Source organism: Ensifer sp. ENS03 (assembly GCF_014852035.1).
GTDB lineage: Bacteria > Pseudomonadota > Alphaproteobacteria > Rhizobiales > Rhizobiaceae > Ensifer > Ensifer adhaerens.
In genome coordinates this window covers 603,425-622,738 of record NZ_JACVAV010000002.1, presented here as the reverse complement: position 1 = coordinate 622,738, position 19,314 = coordinate 603,425, and the positions used below count along the sequence as shown (strand labels likewise).

Sequence of the window (19,314 nt, the reverse complement as noted above, 5' to 3'; positions counted from 1 at the left end):
CGCCGGCGCTCAACCGAAACGATGGCGCCGATCAGGCGAGGCGCATCGTCACTTCGATGTCCTCGGCAAACGGTGTCGACAGGTAGGTGCCGGGGGCCGAACGGATGTAGTCGAGATATTCCGGGCAACTGTCGGCGTCGTCGGCGATGATCAGGGCGCCTGGACGCAGGCGAGGCTCGATCAGCTTGAAGACGTCGAGATAGATCGGTTTTGCCCCGTCGAGCAGCACCAGATCGATCGCGTCGGGAAGGTCGGTGAAAGTCGTCAGCGCGTCACCCTGCCGGATCTCGACGAGATCCTCGAGACCGGCTGCGGTGAGGTTCTGTCCGGCCCGCGCCACCTTCGCCGGTTCGAATTCGCTGGTGATCAGCTCGCCGCCGCCGTTGTCGCGCAGCGCCGCTGCGAGAAAGAGCGTCGAAATGCCGAAGGACGTTCCGAACTCGATGATCCGGCGGGCGCGGCTCGCGCAGGCGAGCATGTAGAGGAGGTTGCCGGTCTCACGCGAAACCGGAAGCCACAGATCCTTCAAGAGCCCGTAGAGCTGCAGATATTCGGTCTTGCTGTGCAGCAATCGTTCGCGTTCGCTTGCGGGCAGTTGCGCGACTGCGGGGCTGGTCGCGGCATCGGCCTCGTCGAACAGGCGGTCGAGAAGGCCCTTGAGAGGCTGGCTGGTGAGCGTGGTCATCGGATGTTCCTTCGTTTTCGATGGGCTTGCGTTCACGAGGAAAATACGAATAATTCGTCGCATTCGCTAATCGCATTGCGGACGGTGCCAATGGCCAACAGATCAAGTGCCCGTATTTCTTCACGAAAAGCGCCCAAGCAGGCGCGTTCGAACGAGCTGGTGAAGGCCATTCTCCAGGCTGCTGTTCAGGTTTTGGAGGAGGAGGGAGCGCAGCGATTTACCACTGCCCGCGTCGCGGAACGGGCGGGCGTCAGCGTCGGGTCGCTGTACCAGTATTTTCCCAACAAGGGCGCGATCCTGTTCCGCCTGCAAAGCGACGAATGGCGGCAGACGTCGGGGCTGCTGGCGACGATCCTCAGTGACGGGTCGCGGTCGCCGCTCGATCGGCTGCGGTCGCTGGTTCACGCCTTCCTGCGCTCGGAATGCGAGGAAGCGGCCGTTCGGGTTGCCCTGGGCGACGCGGCACCCCTTTATCGCGATGCGCCCGAAGCCCGGGAAGCCAAGGAGGCCAACGATCCGCTCATCGACCAGTTCATGATCGAGCTTCTTCCGAACGCACCCACCGACCTCAGGGAACTTGCCGGTGACCTGATCATGACGACGATGACGACGGTGGGGAAGGATTTTTCGGGAACGGCGCGCAGCGATGCGGAGATCGAGGCCTATGCGGATGCGATGGCCGACATGTTCTCGGCCTATCTCGTGGCGAAGGGCGCCGGCACCTGATGCATCCCGAAAATTGTGAGCGTCCCGGCGATTTTGAGCGCAGGGCGTCTCGGGTCACGCAGGGTGAGACGAATGTGCGGGCTCGACTGTAACTCTTTGAAATACCTTGCCGACAAAGCCTGATCGGCGTTGGCCGGGTTCCCCCTCAGCTCTTCGTCGCCTCGCTCTTTTCGAACTGCCGGTAGCATTCATCCGCCACCTGCTGCAGCAGATCGCGCGGCACCTCGCCGGTGACGGCGTAGCCGAGCGGGCCGTCGATCCAGTAGAAGGTCTCGACGCCGTCGTTCTCGTCGATGCGGAAGCTGGTTTCGCGGTTGTCGTCGTTGCGGCCGAGCAGCACCGTCAGCCGTCGGCCGGTGCCATCCTCATACATGAACATCGCGCCTGCCTTGCCGTTGACCGGCAGCAGCCGGCCGCCGACCAGCGAGAAGCCGAGCGAGGAGAGATCAGGGATCGAGAGCGGATGATCGAGGCGCTTGCCAAGCCAGGTCGCGAGATGGGTCTGGTCGTCGGCGCCGACCTCGACGGCATGGCGCACTTCGCTGGCATAGACCAGGAAGGCCGATTGCGCTTGGCGCGGCAGGCTGTCGGCCGTCTGCGTCGGCCGGGGGCTTTGCTCGGGTGCGAGCAAGGAGGGCGCGTAAAGGCCGGTGAGGCCGCCGGCCGCAAAGAGCACCAGGCCGGCGGCGACGGCGCGGGCGATGCTGGCAAACGATCGGGTGTCCTTGCCGGGATCCGGTTGCGGGCGTTCGCTGCCGTTGCTCAGAAGCAGAGCCCGGTCATCGGCGTCGCTGCGGGCATAGCCGGCAAAGAGCGCGCGCAACTCGACCGCCTGCGCCCGCCATTGCCGGACCTCTTCGGCCTGCGTGGGGTTTTGCTCGAGCCATTGCTCGATCCGCAACCGCTCGCGCGGGCCAAGGGCGCCGTCGACATAGGCGTGCAGGTCGTCTTCGGAGACGGTGTTGTGGCCTTCCGTCATTTCGGTCTCCGCATGCTGATCACATTGTCGTCCTTCATGGCTTCTGCAAGCTGGCGCCGCGCGCGCGACAGGCGCGACATCACGGTGCCGATCGGTATGGCCATCATCTCGGCCACGTCCTGGTAGCGGTATCCTTCGATCACCACGAGCATCAGCACCGAGCGGTTCTCCGTGGAAAGCCCGTTCAGCGCCCGTTCGAGCCGCGAGCGCTCCAGCGGGTCGCTCTCGTGGGTCTCGGCCTCAAGGCCCAGGTCCTCGTCCAGCGCCACCTGCGGGTGCATCGCCACATAGCGGTGCCGGTTGCGGCCGAGATTGGTCATGATGGTGAAGGCCCAGGCGCGCAGGTTCACGCCGCGCCACTGCGCGCGGCGCGAAAGCACCTTCTCCACGCAATCCTGCAACAGGTCCTCGCTATCCGGGTCCGAGCGCACCAGGCTGCGGGCATAGCGCCGCAGTGCCGGCACCAGGGCCAGCACATCCTCTTCGAACCGGTCGGAGGCGGGGGGTGCCCCCGCATCCTCGTTGCCGCCGTTACGGCTTGGCGACATTCCATTCGCCCTTCTTCATGCCGTCGCCGGTCATGTCACCCATCTTCTTGTCCTTGATGAAGAAGTAGAGCGGCATACCGTCCTTGGCCCATTGCTTCTTGCCGTCCTTGCGCTCGACGACCGTATAGGCACCATCTGCCTTGGCGCTGGCTTCCGCGAAGAAGGGCGGCCAGTTCTTGGCGCAATCATCGTAGCACATGGACACGCCGCCATGATCGTCCTTGTAGGTGTAGAGCGTCATGCCGTTTTCTCCGGCCAGCACCTTGCCCTTGGCGGTCTCGACTTCCTTGACCGGCGGCGCGGCGAAAGCCGTAACGCTGGCCGCAAGCAGCATGGCGATCGTCAGTGGAAACGTTCTCATGGCAGTTGTCCTTCCTCAAGATGGTTTTCCTGTCCGGAAACGGGCGAAAAGCCTCCTCGTCCCGTTTCCGCGGGAGCCGCATGGTGCAGATCCAACCGTAAGACACGGCAAGCACAGGATTTATTCCCGGAGAACTGGCGGAAGTTTCGGTTCGGTTCTTGCAGGTCGGCCACAGGACGCATCCGGCCACGCGACGTTCATCGCGCGGCCGACGAAAGGGGGAATAGGGCGCTGACCAGTTGGAGGCGACAGCCGTTCAGGGCAGCAGGACCACGGATCCGGTCGTCCGCCGGGCCTCCAGGTCTTCGTGAGCCCTGCGGGCGTCGTGAAGCGGATAGGTGGTGATGGCTGGGGCACGAACGACACCTGCCTGCATGGCGCCGAACAACTCTCGCGCCGCCGCTTCGTACTCGCCTCGCTCGGCAGTGTAGTGGGCGATCGAGGGACGAGTGACATAGAGCGAGCCCTTGGCCGAGAGCGAGGCGACGTCGAGCGGGGGAACCGGACCGGAGGAGGCGCCGAAGGAAACCAGCGTGCCGCGCGGGCGCAGGCAGTCGAGCGACCTGGCGAAGGTGTCGGCGCCAACGGAATCATAGACGACGCCGACACCCTTGCCGCCGGTGATTTCGCCGACGCGGACCCGGAAATCCTCCTGGCTGTAGAGGATGACATGATGGCAGCCATTGGCCCGGGCGATTTCGGCTTTCTCTGTGGAGCTGACGGTGCCGATGACAGTCGCGCCGATGTGGCTCAGCCACTGGCAGGCAATCGAGCCGACACCGCCGGCCGCCGCATGGAAGAGCACCGTGTCGCCGGGCTTCACCTCGATGCAGCGACGGATCAGGTATTCGACGGTCAGTCCCTTGAAGACGAGGGCTGCGACCTCTCGGCTGTCCAGTTCCTCCGGCAGCGCCAGCGCCCGGGCGGCGGGCAGGTTGCGGTGGGTGGCATAAGCGCCGGGCGGGCCGCCCACATAGGCGACGCGTGCGCCAATCGAAAAGCCTTCGACGCCTTCGCCAAGCGCGGTGATCACGCCGACGCCTTCGACGCCGATCCCGCTCGGCAGGGGCAGGGGTGCCGAACCCCGGCGGTGATAAATGTCGATGTAGTTCACGCCGATGGCGAGATGGCGGATCTGGATTTCGCCGCGCCCGGGCTCGCCCAGCGTCTCGGCCTTGAAGGCGAGCACCGACGGCTCGCCAAATTCGGAAAATCGAACGGTATCGATGTTGGGCGTCATGCTGGTTTCTCTCCGGGTTTCAGAAGAAACTGCTTGATTTCCTGGCTTCGGTCGAGAAACCATTCCGCAATTCTGATTTCCAAAAATGGAAAACAATATGGACTGGAACGATCTCAAATTCTTTCTGGCCGTTGCCAATGCGCGCTCGCTGACTGCGGCCTCCGTCAGGCTTGGTGTCAGCGCATCGACCGTGTCACGCCGGATCGAGGTGCTGGAGGCGGCGTTGCAGGTCAGGCTTTTCCGGCCGCACCGCGACGGTTACGACCTGACGCCGGCGGGCGAGGCGCTTTTGGCGCCGGCCGAGCGGGCCGAGGCGCAGATGCGGGTCTTCGAGCGGACGGCGCGGGAGAAGGACAACGACCTTGCCGGCCCGGTGCGCATCGACGTGCCTGAACTGTTGGGACAGGAGGTCCTGTTGCCGGGCCTCGTCGGTTTCCTGCTGGAGCATCCGGAAATCCGCCTGGAGATGCATTCGAGCGTGCGCCCGGTGCGGCTTGCCGGCGAAGAGGCCGACATCGTTCTGCGCCTGGTGCGGCCGCAGCAGGGCAACTATCGCCAGCGCAGGCTCGGCCAACTCGCCTTCGGCCTTTATGCGATGCCTGGCTACATCGCGCGTCACGGCATGCCGAGCGCACCTGCCGACCTCTACCGCCACCGGCTGGTCGGCTGGAGCGAGGAGCTGAGCTACCTGATTATGGTCGCCTGGCTGGAAACCCTATGCCCCGGCCTGCAGCCGGCGATGCGCTTCTCCTCGCTCGGCGCGCAGATGGCGGCGGTGAAAAACGGGCTCGGCTTTGCCGTGCTTCCTGCCTTTGCGGCCGAGGCGGCAGGATTCACGCCGCTGCTGCCGGAGGCGCCGCCATTGGCCCCGGATCTCTGGTTGCTGGTCCATGAACAATCGGCCGAACTGCCGCGCGTGCGGCTCACCAAGGAGGCGGTCTCCACCGTGATGGCGCGCTTCGCTGCGCGATCGGCGGAAAGCGCCTGAGGATTGCAGACGCTTTCGTGAGGGAGCGGCCGATGGTGCTAGTCGGCCGGTTTCCACGGGGCATCAGAACGGCGAGCGCCCTGGAAACCGGTCTCCACCCGTTGGAGAACCGTCTCGTCGTCCGTGGTGATTTCGTAAAACGTGCTGTCGATGGCGCGAATGACGATCCAGGGGCTGTTCGGGGTGCCGGGCAGGAAACCGGTAAACTCTCCCCAGATGATCTGGAGAACGTCTTGCACAGCGGCGGCCAGGTGCCGGCCCTCGATCATGCTCCCGGACTGGGCCCAACTCTCCAGAACGTCGCCGCCGGGGCCGGTGGCATCGAACCATTGATAACCTGCGTCGACGGCGGAAACTCTCCACGACGCTCTCAGTGTGCGGGGTGCGAGGCGCTGCAGGATGTCGCGCAGGTCGAAGGGAAGCGCGGCTTCCGGAGGTCCATAGATTCTGAGCGTCTTCACGAGCGTTCTCCCGGCAGCGCATTGGAAACGTGCCGGGCCAACATCGTCAAGCCCGGTCGGCGACGAAGCGGGCGAGCGCCGGCCCGATCATGGTGATGATCAGCAGGCGGGCGGTCTGCAGGGCCATGACGAAGGAGAGGTCGACATTGCTCGAGGCGGCAATGACGGCGATCGAGTCGAGGCCGCCGGGGCTGGTGGCGAGATAGGCGGTCAGCGGATCGATGCCGACCACCTTGATCAAAAGCAGGGCAAGCAGGCCGGAGAACGAGATCAGCACGACGATCGAGATGATCGTCGGCACCAGCGCGCGGCGGGCATGGATGAGGATCTGGCGGGTGAAGCCGAGGCCGATGTTCCAGCCGAGCATGGCAAAACAGATCGCCAGCAGCCATTGCGGCAGCGCGGTGGTCATGACGCCTGAGACGTTCAGCACGGCGCCGAGAAGGAAGGGCAGCAGGAAGGCACCGGCGGGCACGCGCAGGAAGCGGCCGGCGAGCGCTGCGCCAAGCCCGACCGCGATTGTCTCGAGGAAAAGCAGGCCGTCGATCGGTGCGAACCAGTGGGTGGTCTGCTCGGCTTCGGCGCCGGTGACCCACATATGCGCGACCACGGTCGCGGTGCTGGCGACGAAGATCACGCGCAGATACTGCATGAAGGCGACGAGGCGTGCATCGGCCCCATAGGCGTCAGCCATCAGCAGCATGGTCGAGGCGGCGCCTGCCGACGATCCCCAGATCGCGGTTGTGCCCGGCAGGATGCGCATGCGGGTGATGACCCAGCCGCAGAGCGTGCTGACGGCGATGACCGAGAGGATGACGGCGAGAAACAGCGGCCAGTTGCCGGAGAAGGTGGCGAGCATGCCCGGCGTCATGGCACCGGCAATCATCATTGCCAGGATGAACTGCACGCAGAAGAACAGCTGGCGCGGCAGGCGTATCGTGCCACCATTCATGCCGACGAGCACGGCGGCCAGCATCGGGCCCATGAGCAGCCCGGCCGGAAGGCCGATGAATTCGAAAAACGAGGCAAGGACGATGGAGACCGCAAGCAGCAGGCTCCATTGCAGCCAGGGCGCGAACCGTCCGATGCCGACCTTGTCCGGGGTGGGCGGCGCAGCTGGCTTGTCGGTTTTCACGGGCACTCTCCGGCATGGCCCGGAAAGGCGGGAACGGCCACCGGGGCCGGCCTTGACGGGCTTTGAGCGATGGTCTTCGCCAGCAGAAGCGCGGGCGCCATCACGTCACGCTCGTTAGCAACAATGCGGCGTTGCGTTCAAGGGGCAGAGCAAGAAAGTGCCACAGGATTGCCAGCGGGCAATGCGAGCACCGTGCGGGCAGGAGGCGAAATGAGAAAAAAACGTGAACAGATTCGGCCGGGCGTAAGCCGCGCCGGAAAGAGCGGTGACGAGGCGCGGCCTTGATTTTACGAGGTAATTTTGCGCGCGGCGGTGACGCTCGCGAAGCTGGCGGCTCCTGGTCCTCCGGTGGGGCCGCAATTCCGGGCTTGCGTGTGCGGCCCGAATCCTGACACTCAGCCTCATGCAATTCGCACCGCAACAGGACGAGGCCCTGAAGGCCGTTTCGCAATGGCTGAAAGAGGGCCGCTCGCCGCTCTTTAGGCTGTTCGGCTATGCCGGTACCGGCAAGACGACGCTGGCCCGGCATTTTGCCGAGCATGTCGATGGCGACGTGCTGTTTGCCGCCTTTACCGGCAAGGCGGCGCAGGTGCTGCGCTCCAAGGGCGCGAGCAACGCCAAGACCATTCACTCGCTGATCTACCGGCCGCGCGGCGAAGAGGAGGTTTCCGACGAGGAAACCGGCAAGACCTCGATCGCGCCGATGTTTGCGATCAACCGCCAGAGCCCGGTCGCCAAGGCGGCGCTGATCATCGTCGACGAATGCTCGATGGTGGACGAGGCACTCGGCAAGGACCTGATGAGCTTCGGCACGCCGATCCTGGTGCTTGGCGACCCCGGCCAGCTGCCGCCGGTTACGGGCGGCGGCTATTTCACCAATCAGGAGCCGGACTACCTGCTGACGGACATTCACCGCCAGGCGCGCGACAATCCGATCATCCAGCTCGCCATGCAGGTGCGCGAAGGCAAGGAGATCATGCATGGCGACTATGGCACCACGCATGTGATCGGTCGCTCTCAGGTGAACCAGGAACTGGTGCTCGAAGCCGACCAGGTGCTGGTCGGCACCAACAAGACCCGCCGGCGCTACAACCAGCGCCTGCGCGAACTGAAAGGCTTCACCAGCGAGTATCCGCAATCCGGCGACAAGCTCGTGTGCCTCCGGAACGACCCGGCCAAGGGCCTGCTCAACGGCTCGCTGTGGCAGGTGATGAGCTCTTCGAAGGAGACGGTGAAGCCGGGCATCAACCTGATGATCCGTCCCGAAGACGACGACATGGATCGGGGTGCCGCCAAGATCAAGCTGTTGAAGGCGGCCTTCGAGGATGTCGAGGGCGAGATCCCCTGGACGACGCGCAAGCGCTACGACGAGTTCGACTACGGCTACGCGCTGACGGTGCACAAGGCGCAGGGCTCGCAGTGGAACAATGTCGTGCTGTTCGACGAAAGCTGGGCCTTCCGCGATACCCGCGAGCGCTGGCTCTATACCGCGATTACTCGCGCTGCGGAGCGGCTGACCATCGTTCGTTGAGTGATTGAGCCGGGCGCGACCTGAGGGAAGGGACGCCGTTGCCGATCAACAGGATCATTCTCTACGCCCATGACGTGGAAGCGACGGTTCGCTTCTACGAAAAACACTTCGGCTTCCAGACATCGCGCGAGGCGGGCGACCGTATCGTCGAGCTGATCCCGCAAGACGGTGGCGCCAGCCTGATGGTCCATCCGGCGGCCAAGGGGCAGCGGAAAGGCCAATCCCTCATCAAGCTGGTATTCGATGTCAGGGATGTCGAAGCCTTCAGCGGAGGGTGCGCTCAGGAAGGGCTGGTATTCGGGGCCATCCATCAGGCCGATGGCTATCAGTTCGCCAATGCGAAGGACCCATCAGGCAATCCGATCTCGATATCGAGCCGCGCCTTCCGCAAGATCTGAGGTGCAGCCCGTCTTGAGCTGTTACCGCTTCGTTGCCATCCAGATCATATGGCGGGCGCCGCCGCGTTTGCCGTTGGCGCGCACGTTCACCTCGTCGGCCGCAAAGCCGACTTCGCGCAGGCGGCGGGTGAAGGCGCTGTCGGGTGCTGACGACCAGACGGAAAGCACGCCGCCAGCCCGAAGGGCGGCTTGAGCGGCGCGAAGGCCGGTGTGGCTGTAGAGGCTGTCGTTGGAGGGGCGCGTCAGGCCATCCGGGCCATTGTCGACATCGAGCAGGATGGCGTCGTAGGCGGCCTTCTTCGAGCGGATCAGTGCGCCGACATCGCCGACATGGATATCGACGCGGGGATCGTCGAGCGTGCCCTTGTGCAGCTCGGCCATGGGGCCGCGCGCCCAGTCGACGACGGCCGGAACCAGTTCGGCGACGGTCACGCGGGCATCGCCTGGCAGCACGGCAAGGGCCGCGCGCAAGGTAAAGCCCATGCCCAGGCCGCCGATCAGCATGCTCAGGTTCTTGCCGCCGGCGATGCGCTCATGGGCGAGTGTCGCCAGCGCTTCCTCCGAGCCGCTCAACCGGCTGTTCATCAGCTCGTTCGAGCCGAGCATGATCGAGAATTCCTGCCCGCGCTGCTTCAGGCGCAGCTCGTCGCCGTCACCGGGAATGGTTGCGCGGTCCAGCTCTATCCAGGGAAGCATCGGGGTCTCTCGTCCGTATTTGTTCAGGCGCCCTCGTAACACGTGCGGGATAATGGCGACACCGCAATGTCTGCCGTTCAAGAGAATTGTGCCGCGTGGACCTGCAAACTGTTCGGCGCGTATTACTGTGGCAGGCCTGCGGGCAGGGGCTGCAGCAGAGCGTCGTGACCGAGGCGAGGCGCAACGCGACCTCGTCCTCTTCACGCACGAGGATGCGGACGGCAAGGCATCGGGGGAGGCTGCCGTGTCCTCGCTATTCCGGCGAGATCATGCCTGAAAGCACCGCCTTGGCGATCGCCTGGAAGCGGTTGTTAGCGCCGAACTTGCGGATGATGCCGGCTTCAAGGGTAAGCGCTGCTGCCACGTCCATGTCCATCAGGCCGGCGATGCGCGCCGCCGGATAGCCGTCGGCCATGAAGGTCAGGCACTCGCTTTCGATCGGCGAGAGATGGACATGGCCGTCCTCATCGGTGGCTTCGCCTCCGTCGGTGGTTTCGAGCAGCTCGGTGATGCGCTGCATCTGCCGGCGCAGGTTTGCCTGCTGGGCGGCAAGCTCACGCCGTCGGGCAAGCAGGGCGTCGCGAAACAGCTTGTCGGCTTCGGCCTGCTCCTCGGTGCCCGCAAGTCCGGTCAGCAGTTCCAGGATGGTCGAGATCGGCATGTCGATCTCGCGGCAGGCGTTGATGACGGCCATGCGGCGAATGTGATCTTCGTTGTAGACCCGCATCGGCCCCATGCGGGCGGCGGTCAGGAGCCCCTTTTCCTCGTAGAAGTGCAGCGTGCGATGGGTGACGCCGAAAGCGTCGGCCATGTCGGCGATCGCCAGAGGCGTCGTGGGGTCGTGGTGGGGAAGCGGCAGGTCGGGCAGAAAGCCGACACGATCGGGCGCGGCCAGCACGCCCTCGAATTTCCAGTGGTCTCGCGGCATGTCGAAGGTCCCCGGTCTACAGCCTGCGCGTCTTTCGACGCGCTGTTTCTGCAATTTCCTGAATCGAGACCGACCCAGGGGCGCGCGCAATCCGCGTCCGGAAGCGGTGGCGATCGTCGGGTCTCAAAGGTGCGGACGGATCCGCGCGGTGAGGCACTCGTTGATCGTCAACGACAATACCTGCTGCTCGGTTGGGGCACCTCCGCGCACCAGGCACGGTTTACTCAGGACATCGATGCTTGCCTGACGAGCACCCAGGCACCCATTCCCAACGCATGCGTGTACCGTATACGCGAATCGCTAATATGACCAGTCCCAGTATGGCAGGCGAATGTGGCGGACCGGGGGTCGCAGCCGCTTCATGCGGACCGGACTTTGCCCGCCCCGCCGGGCAGGCTCAGTGTCCGATGACCTTGAGCGGGCTGTTGGCGCTGAGGATGAACAGCGGCTCGTCGCCGCGCAGCGGCGAGAGTTTCTGCTGGCAGGACCAGGCGGTCTCGAAGGTGTCGCGGGTGAGGTGCTTGCGATAGCGCTGGGTGGCGGCCATGCAGCCCATCAGCGGGCTTTCGATCTGCTCTTCGCGGGCGTGATTATAGATCTCGCCATCGAGCGAAAACAGTTCGGCGGCGAGCGACATGCTCTCGAAAAGCAGGTCAGGCTCGGTCTCGAGCCGCTTCCAGGTGATGAAGTCCTGGCGCATCGGCACGTTCTCGCCGTCATGGGAGAGGGTGACGCGAATGCCCTGGGCCGGTGCGTCGTACCAGGTCACCTGCACGGTGAAGGAGAGGGCGGAGTTGCGCGAAACGGGGCGGCCGGTGTCGCCATCGGTGGCGCGCGCCAGCGTCTTGTGGCGCTGGGCGGCAAGCCGCAGCGCCGTGGCGAAGGCCTTCGCATCGCTGTTTTCGGCGCCGCTGAGCTTCACGGTAACGGCGGGCAGCACCCGCTCGGTTGCGTGGCGGGCGTTGAAGAGCTTGGCCTGGGCGTCGAGGTCCAGCGTCATTTCCTGCGACGGCATCGGTGCAAAGAGCAACAGCGGCAGGACGCTCAGAACGGAGAGCGGCGAGGAGAGCGGGGCCGGCGGCCAGGCGGGGCGATGCCCGGCAAAGCGCCGCTTGGCCGGCTTCGGCTGACGCGGCGCGGGGGCGGCAGTTTCGGCGACTTCCGTCCGCGCGTGGCGGTATTCCGGAACGTAGGTTCCCTTGGGAATGGCAATGCGCCATTCCTCGTCGGCGCCGTCGCCCTCGTAGAAGGCCTTGAGCAGCTTGCGCAGCTTGCCGGCATGCACGCGCACCAGCGGGTCGCTGTCGGCGTTGAAGGCCTGTGGCCGGTCGAAGACGTCGATGGCGATCGAGTACCCCTTGAGCTGATGGCCCTCGCCGATCATCTCCTTTTCGACGACATAGGCGAGGAACGCCCGCAAGCGCTCGGAGCGCGCGAAAGCCTTGCTTTCGAGGATGCGACGGAGCGTCCGCCGTATCGTCTCATCGCAGGGTCTTTCGACCGTCGTCATCGGTGCTTGCTCCAGGGTCATGTGATCTAAAAATCTATGAAGGCGATCGCGGCGTAGGCCAGGGCCATTCGATCTGATTCGGAAATTTAAGGCCAAAAGAAGTGGTTGTCAGGGGTGATAGACGCCAAATTTGAGTTTTTTCTGAAATAAACGTAAAAATTGCGTCCTCAATCCCTGTGACAGATCGTAGCGTTGCTCGCTCGCCCGGTGCCGGCGTGCCGGCGGCCCGAAGGTTTCGTTCCGGTGGTTGAGCTTTCCTGCATATTAGAGAGATCGATTGTCAAGATTTGATCAAGACAAGGCGGGCAAACGCACTGCGCGCCATTGACGCGGATATTGCATTGGTACTCCTTGGAATTGCTGCATAATCCCGACCTCAAACCGTTTCTGCTTTCGTTAAATATGCAGTAGAACATTGCATCCACATTGCCCGCATCGGGCCGTGAGCGGCCCCGCCTCTGGAAAGTTCAGACATGCCTGCAAAACTGTCCGTGAATCTGAATGCCGTCGCAATGCTTCGCAACCGGCGCGATCTACCCTGGCCCTCCGTCACCGCACTCGGGCGCATTGCGCTCGAAGCCGGCGCCGCCGGCCTGACGGTGCATCCCCGGCCGGATCAGCGCCATGTCCGCTTTTCCGACCTGCAGCCGATCCGCGACCTGATCGACGGCGCATTCCCGGAGACGGAATTCAACATGGAAGGCTACCCGAACGAGGAGTTCCTCGGTCTCGTCGAAGCGCACCGGCCGGAACAGGTGACGCTGGTGCCCGACGATCCGGCGCAGGCGACCTCCGACCACGGCTGGGATTTCCGCAAGAACCACAATCTGCTCGGCCATGTGGTCGGCCGGCTGAAGAAGAAGGGTTTTCGCGTTTCGCTGTTTGCCGATGGCGACGAGGACATGGAGGCGCTGCGCATCGCCAAGGAAACGGGTGCGGACCGCATCGAACTCTACACCGGCCCCTATGGCGGCTGCTATGACGATCCGGAAAAGGCCGAGAAGATCGCCGGCGAGCTTGGCCGCACGGCGGCGCTGGCGGCCGAGCTCGGTCTCGACGTCAATGCCGGCCACGACCTGACGGTCGCCAACCTGCCACTGCTTGCCAGGCACATTCCGAACCTTGCCGAAGTGTCGATCGGCCACGGCCTGACCGCCGATGCGCTGGAATACGGCATGGCCGAGACCGTGCGCCGTTTCCGTCGCGCCTGCGGGCAGGAGGTCTGAGGCGCCTTCGCCATGAAGGAACTCTTCGTCGTCACCCACACGCAATCCGTCCACCATGCCGAGGGCAGGGTGGGCGGCTGGTACGATACCGGCCTGAGCGAGCGCGGCCGAAAGGATGCGGCGGCCACGGCCGAGCGTCTTGCGACCCTTGTCGGCGGGAGGCAGGTCGAGATCTTCAGCTCCGACCTTTTGCGCACTGCTGAAACGGCGGCGGCGATCGCCGCGCGCCTTGCCGCGCCCGTGACGGAAACCGCCGCTCTTCGCGAAATCAGCTATGGCGTGGCCGGCGGCAGGCCGCAGGCCTGGCTCGACGCGCGCTATACCGCGGCGCCGGACGACAATCGGCTGGATCATGATTGCGGTATCGACGGCGCGGAAACCCGCCGCGACGTGGCGCTTCGGGTCTACCCTTGCGTCGAGGCGATCGTCGCCAGGCCCTGTCCGACGCAGATCATCGTCACCCACGGCTTCACGCTGACGCTGGTGATGGCGGCCTGGATGAAGGTTCCGATCGAGGCCGCCGGTTTCTTGAGCTTCCCGGCGAAATCCGGAAGCATCACTCATCTGCGCGAGGATGATTTTTTCAGGAATCGCGCCGTCGTCCGCTTGGCGGATGCCGCGCATCTGGCAAATGAGACGCCGTAACATCCTGAAAATACTCAGGGCTACGCAGGCGCGAACGCAATGCAATCTGCAACGGGGGCTGCTATAGAGTAAGCCCGTCCTCTCGCCCATCTCCGGCCCATGATCATTCAGACCAGTTTTCGCGAGCGCATCGTTCTCTATGCGCTTCTGACATCGCTGACCTCGATCAGCATCGACGCACTGTTGCCGGGTCTGCGCCAGATCGGCGCCGACGTCGGCGTCGCGCCGCCGCTTTCCACCCAGCATGTGATTTCGCTGTTCATTCTCGGCATGGCGTTCGGCGAACTGCTGCTCGGGCCGCTTTCCGATGCGATGGGGCGGAAGAGGGCGCTGGTCCTGGGCCTTGGCGTCTATGCGCTCGGAACGGTCATCGCCATGGTGGCGAACTCGCTCGAAATGGTCATCCTCGGCCGGTTTCTTCAGGGTGTCGGCGTCTCCGGGCCGAAGATCGCGACGAGGGCGATGATCCGCGACCAGTTCGAGGGTGACGCGATGGCCCGCGTCATGTCGTTCATGTTCACGCTGTTCATTCTGGTGCCGATGCTTGCGCCGACACTGGCGCAGGGGATCATCACTGTAGCCGGCTGGCGCAGCATATTTGCCGTCTATCTCGCGGCGGCTGGCGTTCTCGGCCTGTGGCTGGTGATGCGGCAGCCGGAAACACTGCCGGCCGACAAACGCATTCCCTTTCGCCTGGGGCTGCTCGTATCGAACGGGCGGCGCATCCTGTCGCATCGGCGGGTGACGTTGCTGATCGTCGCGACCGGGCTCGTCTTCGGCGCGCAGCTTCTCTATCTGAGCACGGCCGCCGACCTCTTCTTCGACGCCTACGGGATCGGTGAGACCTTCCCGCTCTATTTTGCCATGCTGGCGACCGGCATCGGGCTTGCCTCGTTCCTCAATGCCAAGCTCGTGCAGCGCTTCGGCGCGGAGGCGATGGCGCGCCGGGGTTTTGTGGGCCTGGCCACGGCAGGGCTGGCGATGCTTGCGGCATCGCTCTATTGGGGCGGGCGGCCGCCGCTTGCGATGCTGCTGGTGCTCGGCTTTGCCGCCTTCTTTGCGGTCGGCGTGCTGTTCGGCAATCTCAACGCCATGGCCATGCGTTCGCTCGGGCAGGTGGCCGGGCTCGGTGCATCGCTGATCGCCTCCGGCTCCAGCCTCGTGGCGACGGTGTTTTCGATCGCGGTGGGCGCCTTCTACGATGGCACGACACTTAACCTTTCGGCCGGCTTCTTTCTCGCCGGCGTCGGTGCGCTCGTTCTGGCCGAGCTTGCGCTGAGGGCCGATGCTTCGCCGGTGGAGGCCTTCCGGTAGGCGACGGCAAAAGCTGCCAAGCCCGCGTGCCAGGCATCAGCCTTCCCATGCCGGCGAGCGCGGTGCTTCGGATGCCCGGTTATCGTGCCCGGCCAAGGCAGCGATGGGCTAACCGTTATAGACGACGGAAATCTTGTTTCCGGAGGGATCGCGCATGTAGGCCGCGTACCAGTGCGGCCCATAATGCGGCCGCGGGTTGGGGGCGCCCTCATCCGTTCCGCCATTGGCCATGCCTGCCTGGTAGAAGGCATCGACGTCCTGACGGGACTGGACCATGAAGCCGACCATCGAACCATTTCCAGCGCTTGCCGGTTCATTGTTGAAGGGCTTGCAGACCCACAGCACGGGACCATTGCCGGTTCCGCCTTCGGAATAGGCGCGCCAGTCCGGAAAGTCCGTGTGCGCCTTCCAGCCGATCGTCGCCAGGGTGGCATCGTAGAAGGCATTGGATCTGGCGGAATCCAATGCACCGACGGTCAGATAAACGCTCATGATTTCCCCTTTTTTAAGCGGTGAAGCCAGGAGAATTCATAGAGCGAAAAAGTGAACAAAGCAAGAACAAATGGCGGTGACGACCATGGCGAAGATTGTCTGGCCGGCAGGGCGGGCAGCACGTGCCCTCCCGGTGCCGACAGCATGGCAAAGGTCGTTTCGAGAGCCCGACGCAAACGGCCGGGCTCCCGCTGCCTGGCTTACCGCTTAGCTGGCAAGTCGCGCCTTGCTCGCTTCGAGAAAGGCGGCGAGCGTCACCGGCGTCGCGCCGGTCAGCGCGGTGACATCGCCCGTCACCATGTCGATGTGACCCCCGCGGGTGTTGGCGTCGAAGGAAACGACGATCGGGATCAGGAAGTCCGGCAGGCCGGCGCTCTTCAGGCCGCCTGCGAGCGCCTCGTCGGAGATGTGCACGACGTTGAGGGACTTGCCGGTCGCCTTGGCGACGAGGGCTGCGATCTCGTCCGTCGAGCGCAGCTCGCCGCCCGTCAGCGTATAGGTGTGGCTCTCGCTTGTGGAGGCGGCAAGGGCTGCGGCTGCGGCCTTGGCGGCATCACCGCGGGCGATGTGGGCGAGGCGGCCTTCGCCCGAAGAAGAATACCATTGCCCGGTCTCAAGGGCATGCGGCAGGGCCATGAACAGGTTCTCCATGTACCAGCCGTTGCGCAGGATCGTATAGGGAATGCCGGTCGCCTTGATGGCGTTTTCAGTGCCGAGATGATCGGGTGCGAAGGGAATGACCGAGGTTTCCGGGCTCGGCATCGAGGTGTAGACGATGTGCTTGGCGCCGGCCTTCTCCGCAGCCGCAACGGCGGCCAGATGCTGCTTCAGCCGCTTGCCGGGCTGGTCCAGCGCGTCGGTCGAGATAATCAGGATCCGGTCGGCGCCGGCAAAGGCCTGGTCGAGCGAAGCGGGATCGTCGAAATCGGCGACGCGGGCCTGAACACCCCCGGCGATATAATCGGCGAGCTTCGCCGTATCGCGGCTGGTGGCGATGATCCGGGCCGGTGCGATGCCGGACGCAAGCAACTGGTCGAGCACGAGCTTGCCGAGTTGGCCGGTTGCGCCGGTGACGAGCAATGTATCGGACATGGTCTTTACCTTTTCTGTTTTGGCCGAGACGGAAACGCGCGCAGAACGCCGCGGCGCAGGCCTCGCCGGCTCTTCCTGCCGTTGCCTGGGAGACGCTTCGGCACATGGTCTCTTTTTGAGACTTGCTCTTATCGCGTAATCGCAGTAGGGCTGTAAAGGAGGCAGTTTTTTCTGCTGTGGTTACAAAAAGGGTACCGCCGATGAACAAGCCGACCGGGGACATGAAGGGCAAGCGCGTGGCGATCGTCTGCGGCGTGCCGATGGATATGGAAAACTGCCCGGTCCGCGACGTCATGGACAATATCGGCGGCAAGTGGAACTCGCTGATGATCCTGTCGCTCGCCGACGGCCCCTTGCGCTTCTCGCAGCTCCGCCGGCTGATCCCCGACATCTCCCAGCGCATGTTGACCCAGACGCTGCGGGACCTGCAGCGCGACGGCTACATCCACCGCACCGTCTACCCCACACAGCCGCCGAGCGTCGAATATGCGCTGACCGATCTCGGGCGCTCGCTGCTCGGCCTGCTCAAGCACTTCGTCGACTGGTCTGTGGAAAACCACGGCGCCATTCGGGCCGCGCGCGAGGTGTATGACGCGCAGGGGTAGGGCGTTTCGTAGCGGCGATGATGCCCCTTAGTCGCGGGTTGGTTGCGCTGTGGCGCGCCTGCTATTTTCGTGTCCGGTGATCGTTTCGTGGGGCTTGCCCCTCACCCTAACCCTCTCCCCGCAGACGGGGAGAGGGGACGCGCCCGGTCGGAGCGTTGCCGAGTGGGGCAGCCGTCAGATGAGACCGAAGGCGCGCCGATCGTTGCCACGGTGACACAACTGGCGGGAGCGACGATGAAACGAGCGGGTGCCACTTCGCCCGCCTGCGGGGAGAGCATGGCCGGCAGGCCGGATGAGGGGCGGCCACTTCTTTGCAGCATGACGCAACGTCAAGCGCCACGCGCGACGTCGTGTCCCGGTGGCGTGACCTTGCCCTAGCACTTTGATTTTCCCTATAGTTTCGCCGATCATCTGCGTCACCTCGGGGAACCATGAAGACACTTCATATCGGCATAGCGGGCGCCGGCCCGGCGGGGCTGGCAGCGGCACTGATGCTGTCGCGGCGCGGTCATCGGGTGGAGATCCGCGAGCGGTTCGACGCAGCTTCACCTGTCGGTTCCGGGCTGATGCTGCAGCCGACGGGGCTGACGGTCCTGAACACACTCGGCCTGTTGCAGCCGATGCTGGTCCTCGGCAGCCGGATCGACCGGCTCTATGGCGCCGATGCCAAATCCGGGCGCACCGTGCTCGACGTGCGCTATGATGCGCTCGCCGGTGGGCGCTTCGGGCTGGCGGTGCAGCGCGCGGCCCTCTTCAATACGCTTCACGATGCCGTGGCCGCGGCCGGGCTGCCGGTCAAGACCGGCGTCACGCTGACCAAGGTTCGCATGGCTGGCGGCAAGGCCGTGTTGCTGGATGCGCAAGGCCATGAGGCGGGCGCCTATGATCTGGTGATCGATGCAAGCGGCGCACGCTCGACGCTGGCAGCCGGTTCGACCGCCGCGCCCAAGGTGCGCGAGCTTGCCTATGGCGCCTTCTGGGCGACGCTCGACAGCGACGGCCTCAATCATGATGCGCACGCTTTGGTGCAGCGCTACGACCGGGCGAAGGTGATGATCGGCATCCTGCCGGCGGGCCGCGCGCGGATGGGCGAGCGCGACCGCGTCGCCTTCTTCTGGAGCCTCAAGGTATCGGACGCAGACGTGATACGGCAGGCCGGGCTCGATCGCTGGAAGGCGCGCATTCTCGATTACTGGCCGGATTGTGCGCCGTTGCTGGATCAGATCAGTGACTGGGAGCAACTGACGCTGGCGCGCTATGCGCACCGCACCATGCGCCCGCCGGTCTCCGGCCGCATCGCCTTTGTCGGCGACAGCGCCCATTCGACGAGCCCGCAGCTCGGGCAGGGGGCGAATATGGCGCTGCTCGACGTCGCAGCACTTTCGCATGCGCTGGAGACGGCTGGCGATCTCGATGCCGCACTTGCTGCCTATGCCGCCGCACGCCGCAACCACGTCGCGCTGTTCCAGCTGCTGTCGCTTCTCTTCACGCCCTTCTACCAGTCGGACTCGACGGCTCTCGCCTGGCTGCGCGACAGGCTGGTAGCCACAGTTGCGCGCACCCCGCCGATGCAGGGGCTGCTCGCCTCGATCGTCTCGGGCACGCTGATCGACCCGTTCAAGCCGGCGGGGCTTGCCGAATGCGATTGGCAGGCGGTGCGGGGCGGCGCGGACGAGCGCGGCCAAGCGGCCGCTCCGGCGATTTCCACCTGAGACGGCCGCGAATCCTGTATCAAGGCGATCCGGATGGCGGAT

Annotated in this window: 21 protein-coding genes; 9 read left to right on the top strand and 12 right to left on the bottom strand. The window is 64.7% G+C overall.

Annotated features, from left to right (window positions below; translation table 11 throughout):
* Positions 1–31 precede the first annotated feature (31 nt).
* A complete protein-coding gene (locus IB263_RS09800; RefSeq protein WP_192438421.1) occupies positions 32–685 on the bottom strand; it encodes an O-methyltransferase in 654 nt (217 codons plus the stop codon).
* 90 nt (positions 686–775) lie between these two features.
* On the opposite strand from IB263_RS09800, the gene IB263_RS09795 reads away from it, so the two are divergent.
* On the top strand, positions 776–1,411 hold the full coding sequence (locus tag IB263_RS09795) for a TetR family transcriptional regulator (protein WP_112771060.1): 636 nt from the start codon (positions 776–778) through the stop codon (positions 1,409–1,411).
* 145 nt (positions 1,412–1,556) lie between these two features.
* On the opposite strand, the gene IB263_RS09790 is transcribed toward IB263_RS09795, so the two are convergent.
* The 4 genes from IB263_RS09790 to IB263_RS09775 form a co-directional block, all read right to left on the bottom strand.
* A complete protein-coding gene (locus tag IB263_RS09790) occupies positions 1,557–2,390 on the bottom strand; it encodes an anti-sigma factor (RefSeq protein ID WP_090294262.1) in 834 nt (277 codons plus the stop codon).
* Positions 2,387–2,938, bottom strand: coding sequence for an RNA polymerase sigma factor (locus tag IB263_RS09785; protein WP_090294260.1), 552 nt, complete (start codon positions 2,936–2,938; stop codon positions 2,387–2,389). The genes IB263_RS09790 and IB263_RS09785 overlap by 4 nt, the downstream gene beginning before the upstream one ends.
* Positions 2,922–3,299, bottom strand: coding sequence for a lipoprotein (locus tag IB263_RS09780; protein ID WP_034792736.1), 378 nt, complete (start codon positions 3,297–3,299; stop codon positions 2,922–2,924). Before IB263_RS09780 ends, IB263_RS09785 begins: the two co-directional genes overlap by 17 nt.
* A 256-nt stretch (positions 3,300–3,555) precedes the next feature.
* The gene (locus tag IB263_RS09775) at positions 3,556–4,539 is read right to left on the bottom strand and encodes a quinone oxidoreductase (RefSeq protein ID WP_090294258.1); all 984 of its coding nucleotides are present in this window, start codon (positions 4,537–4,539) and stop codon (positions 3,556–3,558) included.
* 97 nt (positions 4,540–4,636) lie between these two features.
* Between IB263_RS09775 and IB263_RS09770 the strand changes: the two genes are divergently transcribed.
* A complete protein-coding gene (locus tag IB263_RS09770; RefSeq protein ID WP_090294257.1) occupies positions 4,637–5,527 on the top strand; it encodes a LysR family transcriptional regulator in 891 nt (296 codons plus the stop codon).
* A gap of 38 nt (positions 5,528–5,565) precedes the next feature.
* Here IB263_RS09770 and IB263_RS09765 read toward each other — a convergent pair whose 3' ends face one another.
* Both IB263_RS09765 and IB263_RS09760 read right to left on the bottom strand, forming a co-directional pair.
* Positions 5,566–5,988, bottom strand: a complete 423-nt coding sequence (locus IB263_RS09765) for a hypothetical protein (protein ID WP_090294255.1) — start codon at positions 5,986–5,988, stop codon at positions 5,566–5,568.
* A gap of 46 nt (positions 5,989–6,034) precedes the next feature.
* Complete coding sequence (locus IB263_RS09760) at positions 6,035–7,075, bottom strand: AbrB family transcriptional regulator (RefSeq protein ID WP_371273166.1); 1,041 nt, start codon at positions 7,073–7,075, stop codon at positions 6,035–6,037.
* A 451-nt stretch (positions 7,076–7,526) separates the two neighbouring features.
* Here IB263_RS09760 and IB263_RS09755 point away from each other — a divergent pair, with 451 nt between their 5' ends.
* Positions 7,527–8,654, top strand: a complete 1,128-nt coding sequence (locus IB263_RS09755; RefSeq protein ID WP_034792744.1) for an ATP-dependent RecD-like DNA helicase — start codon at positions 7,527–7,529, stop codon at positions 8,652–8,654.
* Between the two features lie 38 nt (positions 8,655–8,692).
* On the top strand, positions 8,693–9,052 hold the full coding sequence (locus IB263_RS09750) for a VOC family protein (protein WP_192438420.1): 360 nt from the start codon (positions 8,693–8,695) through the stop codon (positions 9,050–9,052).
* 21 nt (positions 9,053–9,073) lie between these two features.
* On the opposite strand, the gene IB263_RS09745 is transcribed toward IB263_RS09750, so the two are convergent.
* The 3 genes from IB263_RS09745 to IB263_RS09735 form a co-directional block, all read right to left on the bottom strand.
* On the bottom strand, positions 9,074–9,748 hold the full coding sequence (locus IB263_RS09745) for a hypothetical protein (protein WP_034792746.1): 675 nt from the start codon (positions 9,746–9,748) through the stop codon (positions 9,074–9,076).
* A gap of 253 nt (positions 9,749–10,001) precedes the next feature.
* Complete coding sequence (locus tag IB263_RS09740; protein WP_034792747.1) at positions 10,002–10,676, bottom strand: MerR family transcriptional regulator; 675 nt, start codon at positions 10,674–10,676, stop codon at positions 10,002–10,004.
* 397 nt (positions 10,677–11,073) lie between these two features.
* Complete coding sequence (locus IB263_RS09735; protein WP_060516001.1) at positions 11,074–12,186, bottom strand: hypothetical protein; 1,113 nt, start codon at positions 12,184–12,186, stop codon at positions 11,074–11,076.
* Between the two features lie 473 nt (positions 12,187–12,659).
* Here IB263_RS09735 and IB263_RS09730 point away from each other — a divergent pair, with 473 nt between their 5' ends.
* The 3 genes from IB263_RS09730 to IB263_RS09720 all read left to right on the top strand — a co-directional run bounded on the left by IB263_RS09730 (position 12,660) and on the right by IB263_RS09720 (position 15,371).
* Positions 12,660–13,412, top strand: a complete 753-nt coding sequence (locus IB263_RS09730) for a pyridoxine 5'-phosphate synthase (protein WP_034792749.1) — start codon at positions 12,660–12,662, stop codon at positions 13,410–13,412.
* 12 nt (positions 13,413–13,424) lie between these two features.
* Positions 13,425–14,057 (top strand): histidine phosphatase family protein, encoded by a 633-nt coding sequence (locus IB263_RS09725; protein WP_113189364.1) that lies wholly within the window; start codon positions 13,425–13,427, stop codon positions 14,055–14,057.
* Positions 14,058–14,156: 99 nt separating this feature from the next.
* Complete coding sequence (locus IB263_RS09720; protein WP_113506262.1) at positions 14,157–15,371, top strand: multidrug effflux MFS transporter; 1,215 nt, start codon at positions 14,157–14,159, stop codon at positions 15,369–15,371.
* Positions 15,372–15,479: 108 nt separating this feature from the next.
* Here IB263_RS09720 and IB263_RS09715 read toward each other — a convergent pair whose 3' ends face one another.
* Entirely contained in the window at positions 15,480–15,863 is a 384-nt protein-coding gene (locus tag IB263_RS09715; RefSeq protein WP_034792755.1) for a VOC family protein, read from the bottom strand.
* A gap of 207 nt (positions 15,864–16,070) precedes the next feature.
* Positions 16,071–16,955, bottom strand: a complete 885-nt coding sequence (locus IB263_RS09710; RefSeq protein WP_192438419.1) for an SDR family oxidoreductase — start codon at positions 16,953–16,955, stop codon at positions 16,071–16,073.
* A 200-nt stretch (positions 16,956–17,155) separates the two neighbouring features.
* Here IB263_RS09710 and IB263_RS09705 point away from each other — a divergent pair, with 200 nt between their 5' ends.
* On the top strand, positions 17,156–17,560 hold the full coding sequence (locus IB263_RS09705; RefSeq protein WP_034792759.1) for a helix-turn-helix domain-containing protein: 405 nt from the start codon (positions 17,156–17,158) through the stop codon (positions 17,558–17,560).
* A gap of 431 nt (positions 17,561–17,991) precedes the next feature.
* Complete coding sequence (locus tag IB263_RS09700; RefSeq protein ID WP_192438418.1) at positions 17,992–19,272, top strand: NAD(P)/FAD-dependent oxidoreductase; 1,281 nt, start codon at positions 17,992–17,994, stop codon at positions 19,270–19,272.
* Positions 19,273–19,314: the final 42 nt, after the last annotated feature.

Excerpts from the sequence above, each read along its gene's own strand:
- IB263_RS09800 (WP_192438421.1), bottom strand. The coding sequence starts at position 685 with ATGACCACGCTCACCAGCCAGCCTCTCAAGGGCCTTCTCGACCGCCTG.
- IB263_RS09795 (WP_112771060.1), top strand. The coding sequence starts at position 776 with ATGGCCAACAGATCAAGTGCCCGTATTTCTTCACGAAAAGCGCCCAAG.
- IB263_RS09790 (WP_090294262.1), bottom strand. The coding sequence starts at position 2,390 with ATGACGGAAGGCCACAACACCGTCTCCGAAGACGACCTGCACGCCTAT.
- IB263_RS09785 (WP_090294260.1), bottom strand. The coding sequence starts at position 2,938 with ATGTCGCCAAGCCGTAACGGCGGCAACGAGGATGCGGGGGCACCCCCC.
- IB263_RS09780 (WP_034792736.1), bottom strand. The coding sequence starts at position 3,299 with ATGAGAACGTTTCCACTGACGATCGCCATGCTGCTTGCGGCCAGCGTT.
- IB263_RS09775 (WP_090294258.1), bottom strand. The coding sequence starts at position 4,539 with ATGACGCCCAACATCGATACCGTTCGATTTTCCGAATTTGGCGAGCCG.
- IB263_RS09770 (WP_090294257.1), top strand. The coding sequence starts at position 4,637 with ATGGACTGGAACGATCTCAAATTCTTTCTGGCCGTTGCCAATGCGCGC.
- IB263_RS09755 (WP_034792744.1), top strand. The coding sequence starts at position 7,527 with ATGCAATTCGCACCGCAACAGGACGAGGCCCTGAAGGCCGTTTCGCAA.
- IB263_RS09745 (WP_034792746.1), bottom strand. The coding sequence starts at position 9,748 with ATGCTTCCCTGGATAGAGCTGGACCGCGCAACCATTCCCGGTGACGGC.
- IB263_RS09740 (WP_034792747.1), bottom strand. The coding sequence starts at position 10,676 with ATGCCGCGAGACCACTGGAAATTCGAGGGCGTGCTGGCCGCGCCCGAT.
- IB263_RS09735 (WP_060516001.1), bottom strand. The coding sequence starts at position 12,186 with ATGACGACGGTCGAAAGACCCTGCGATGAGACGATACGGCGGACGCTC.
- IB263_RS09730 (WP_034792749.1), top strand. The coding sequence starts at position 12,660 with ATGCCTGCAAAACTGTCCGTGAATCTGAATGCCGTCGCAATGCTTCGC.
- IB263_RS09725 (WP_113189364.1), top strand. The coding sequence starts at position 13,425 with ATGAAGGAACTCTTCGTCGTCACCCACACGCAATCCGTCCACCATGCC.
- IB263_RS09720 (WP_113506262.1), top strand. The coding sequence starts at position 14,157 with ATGATCATTCAGACCAGTTTTCGCGAGCGCATCGTTCTCTATGCGCTT.
- IB263_RS09715 (WP_034792755.1), bottom strand. The coding sequence starts at position 15,863 with ATGAGCGTTTATCTGACCGTCGGTGCATTGGATTCCGCCAGATCCAAT.
- IB263_RS09710 (WP_192438419.1), bottom strand. The coding sequence starts at position 16,955 with ATGTCCGATACATTGCTCGTCACCGGCGCAACCGGCCAACTCGGCAAG.
- IB263_RS09705 (WP_034792759.1), top strand. The coding sequence starts at position 17,156 with ATGAACAAGCCGACCGGGGACATGAAGGGCAAGCGCGTGGCGATCGTC.
- IB263_RS09700 (WP_192438418.1), top strand. The coding sequence starts at position 17,992 with ATGAAGACACTTCATATCGGCATAGCGGGCGCCGGCCCGGCGGGGCTG.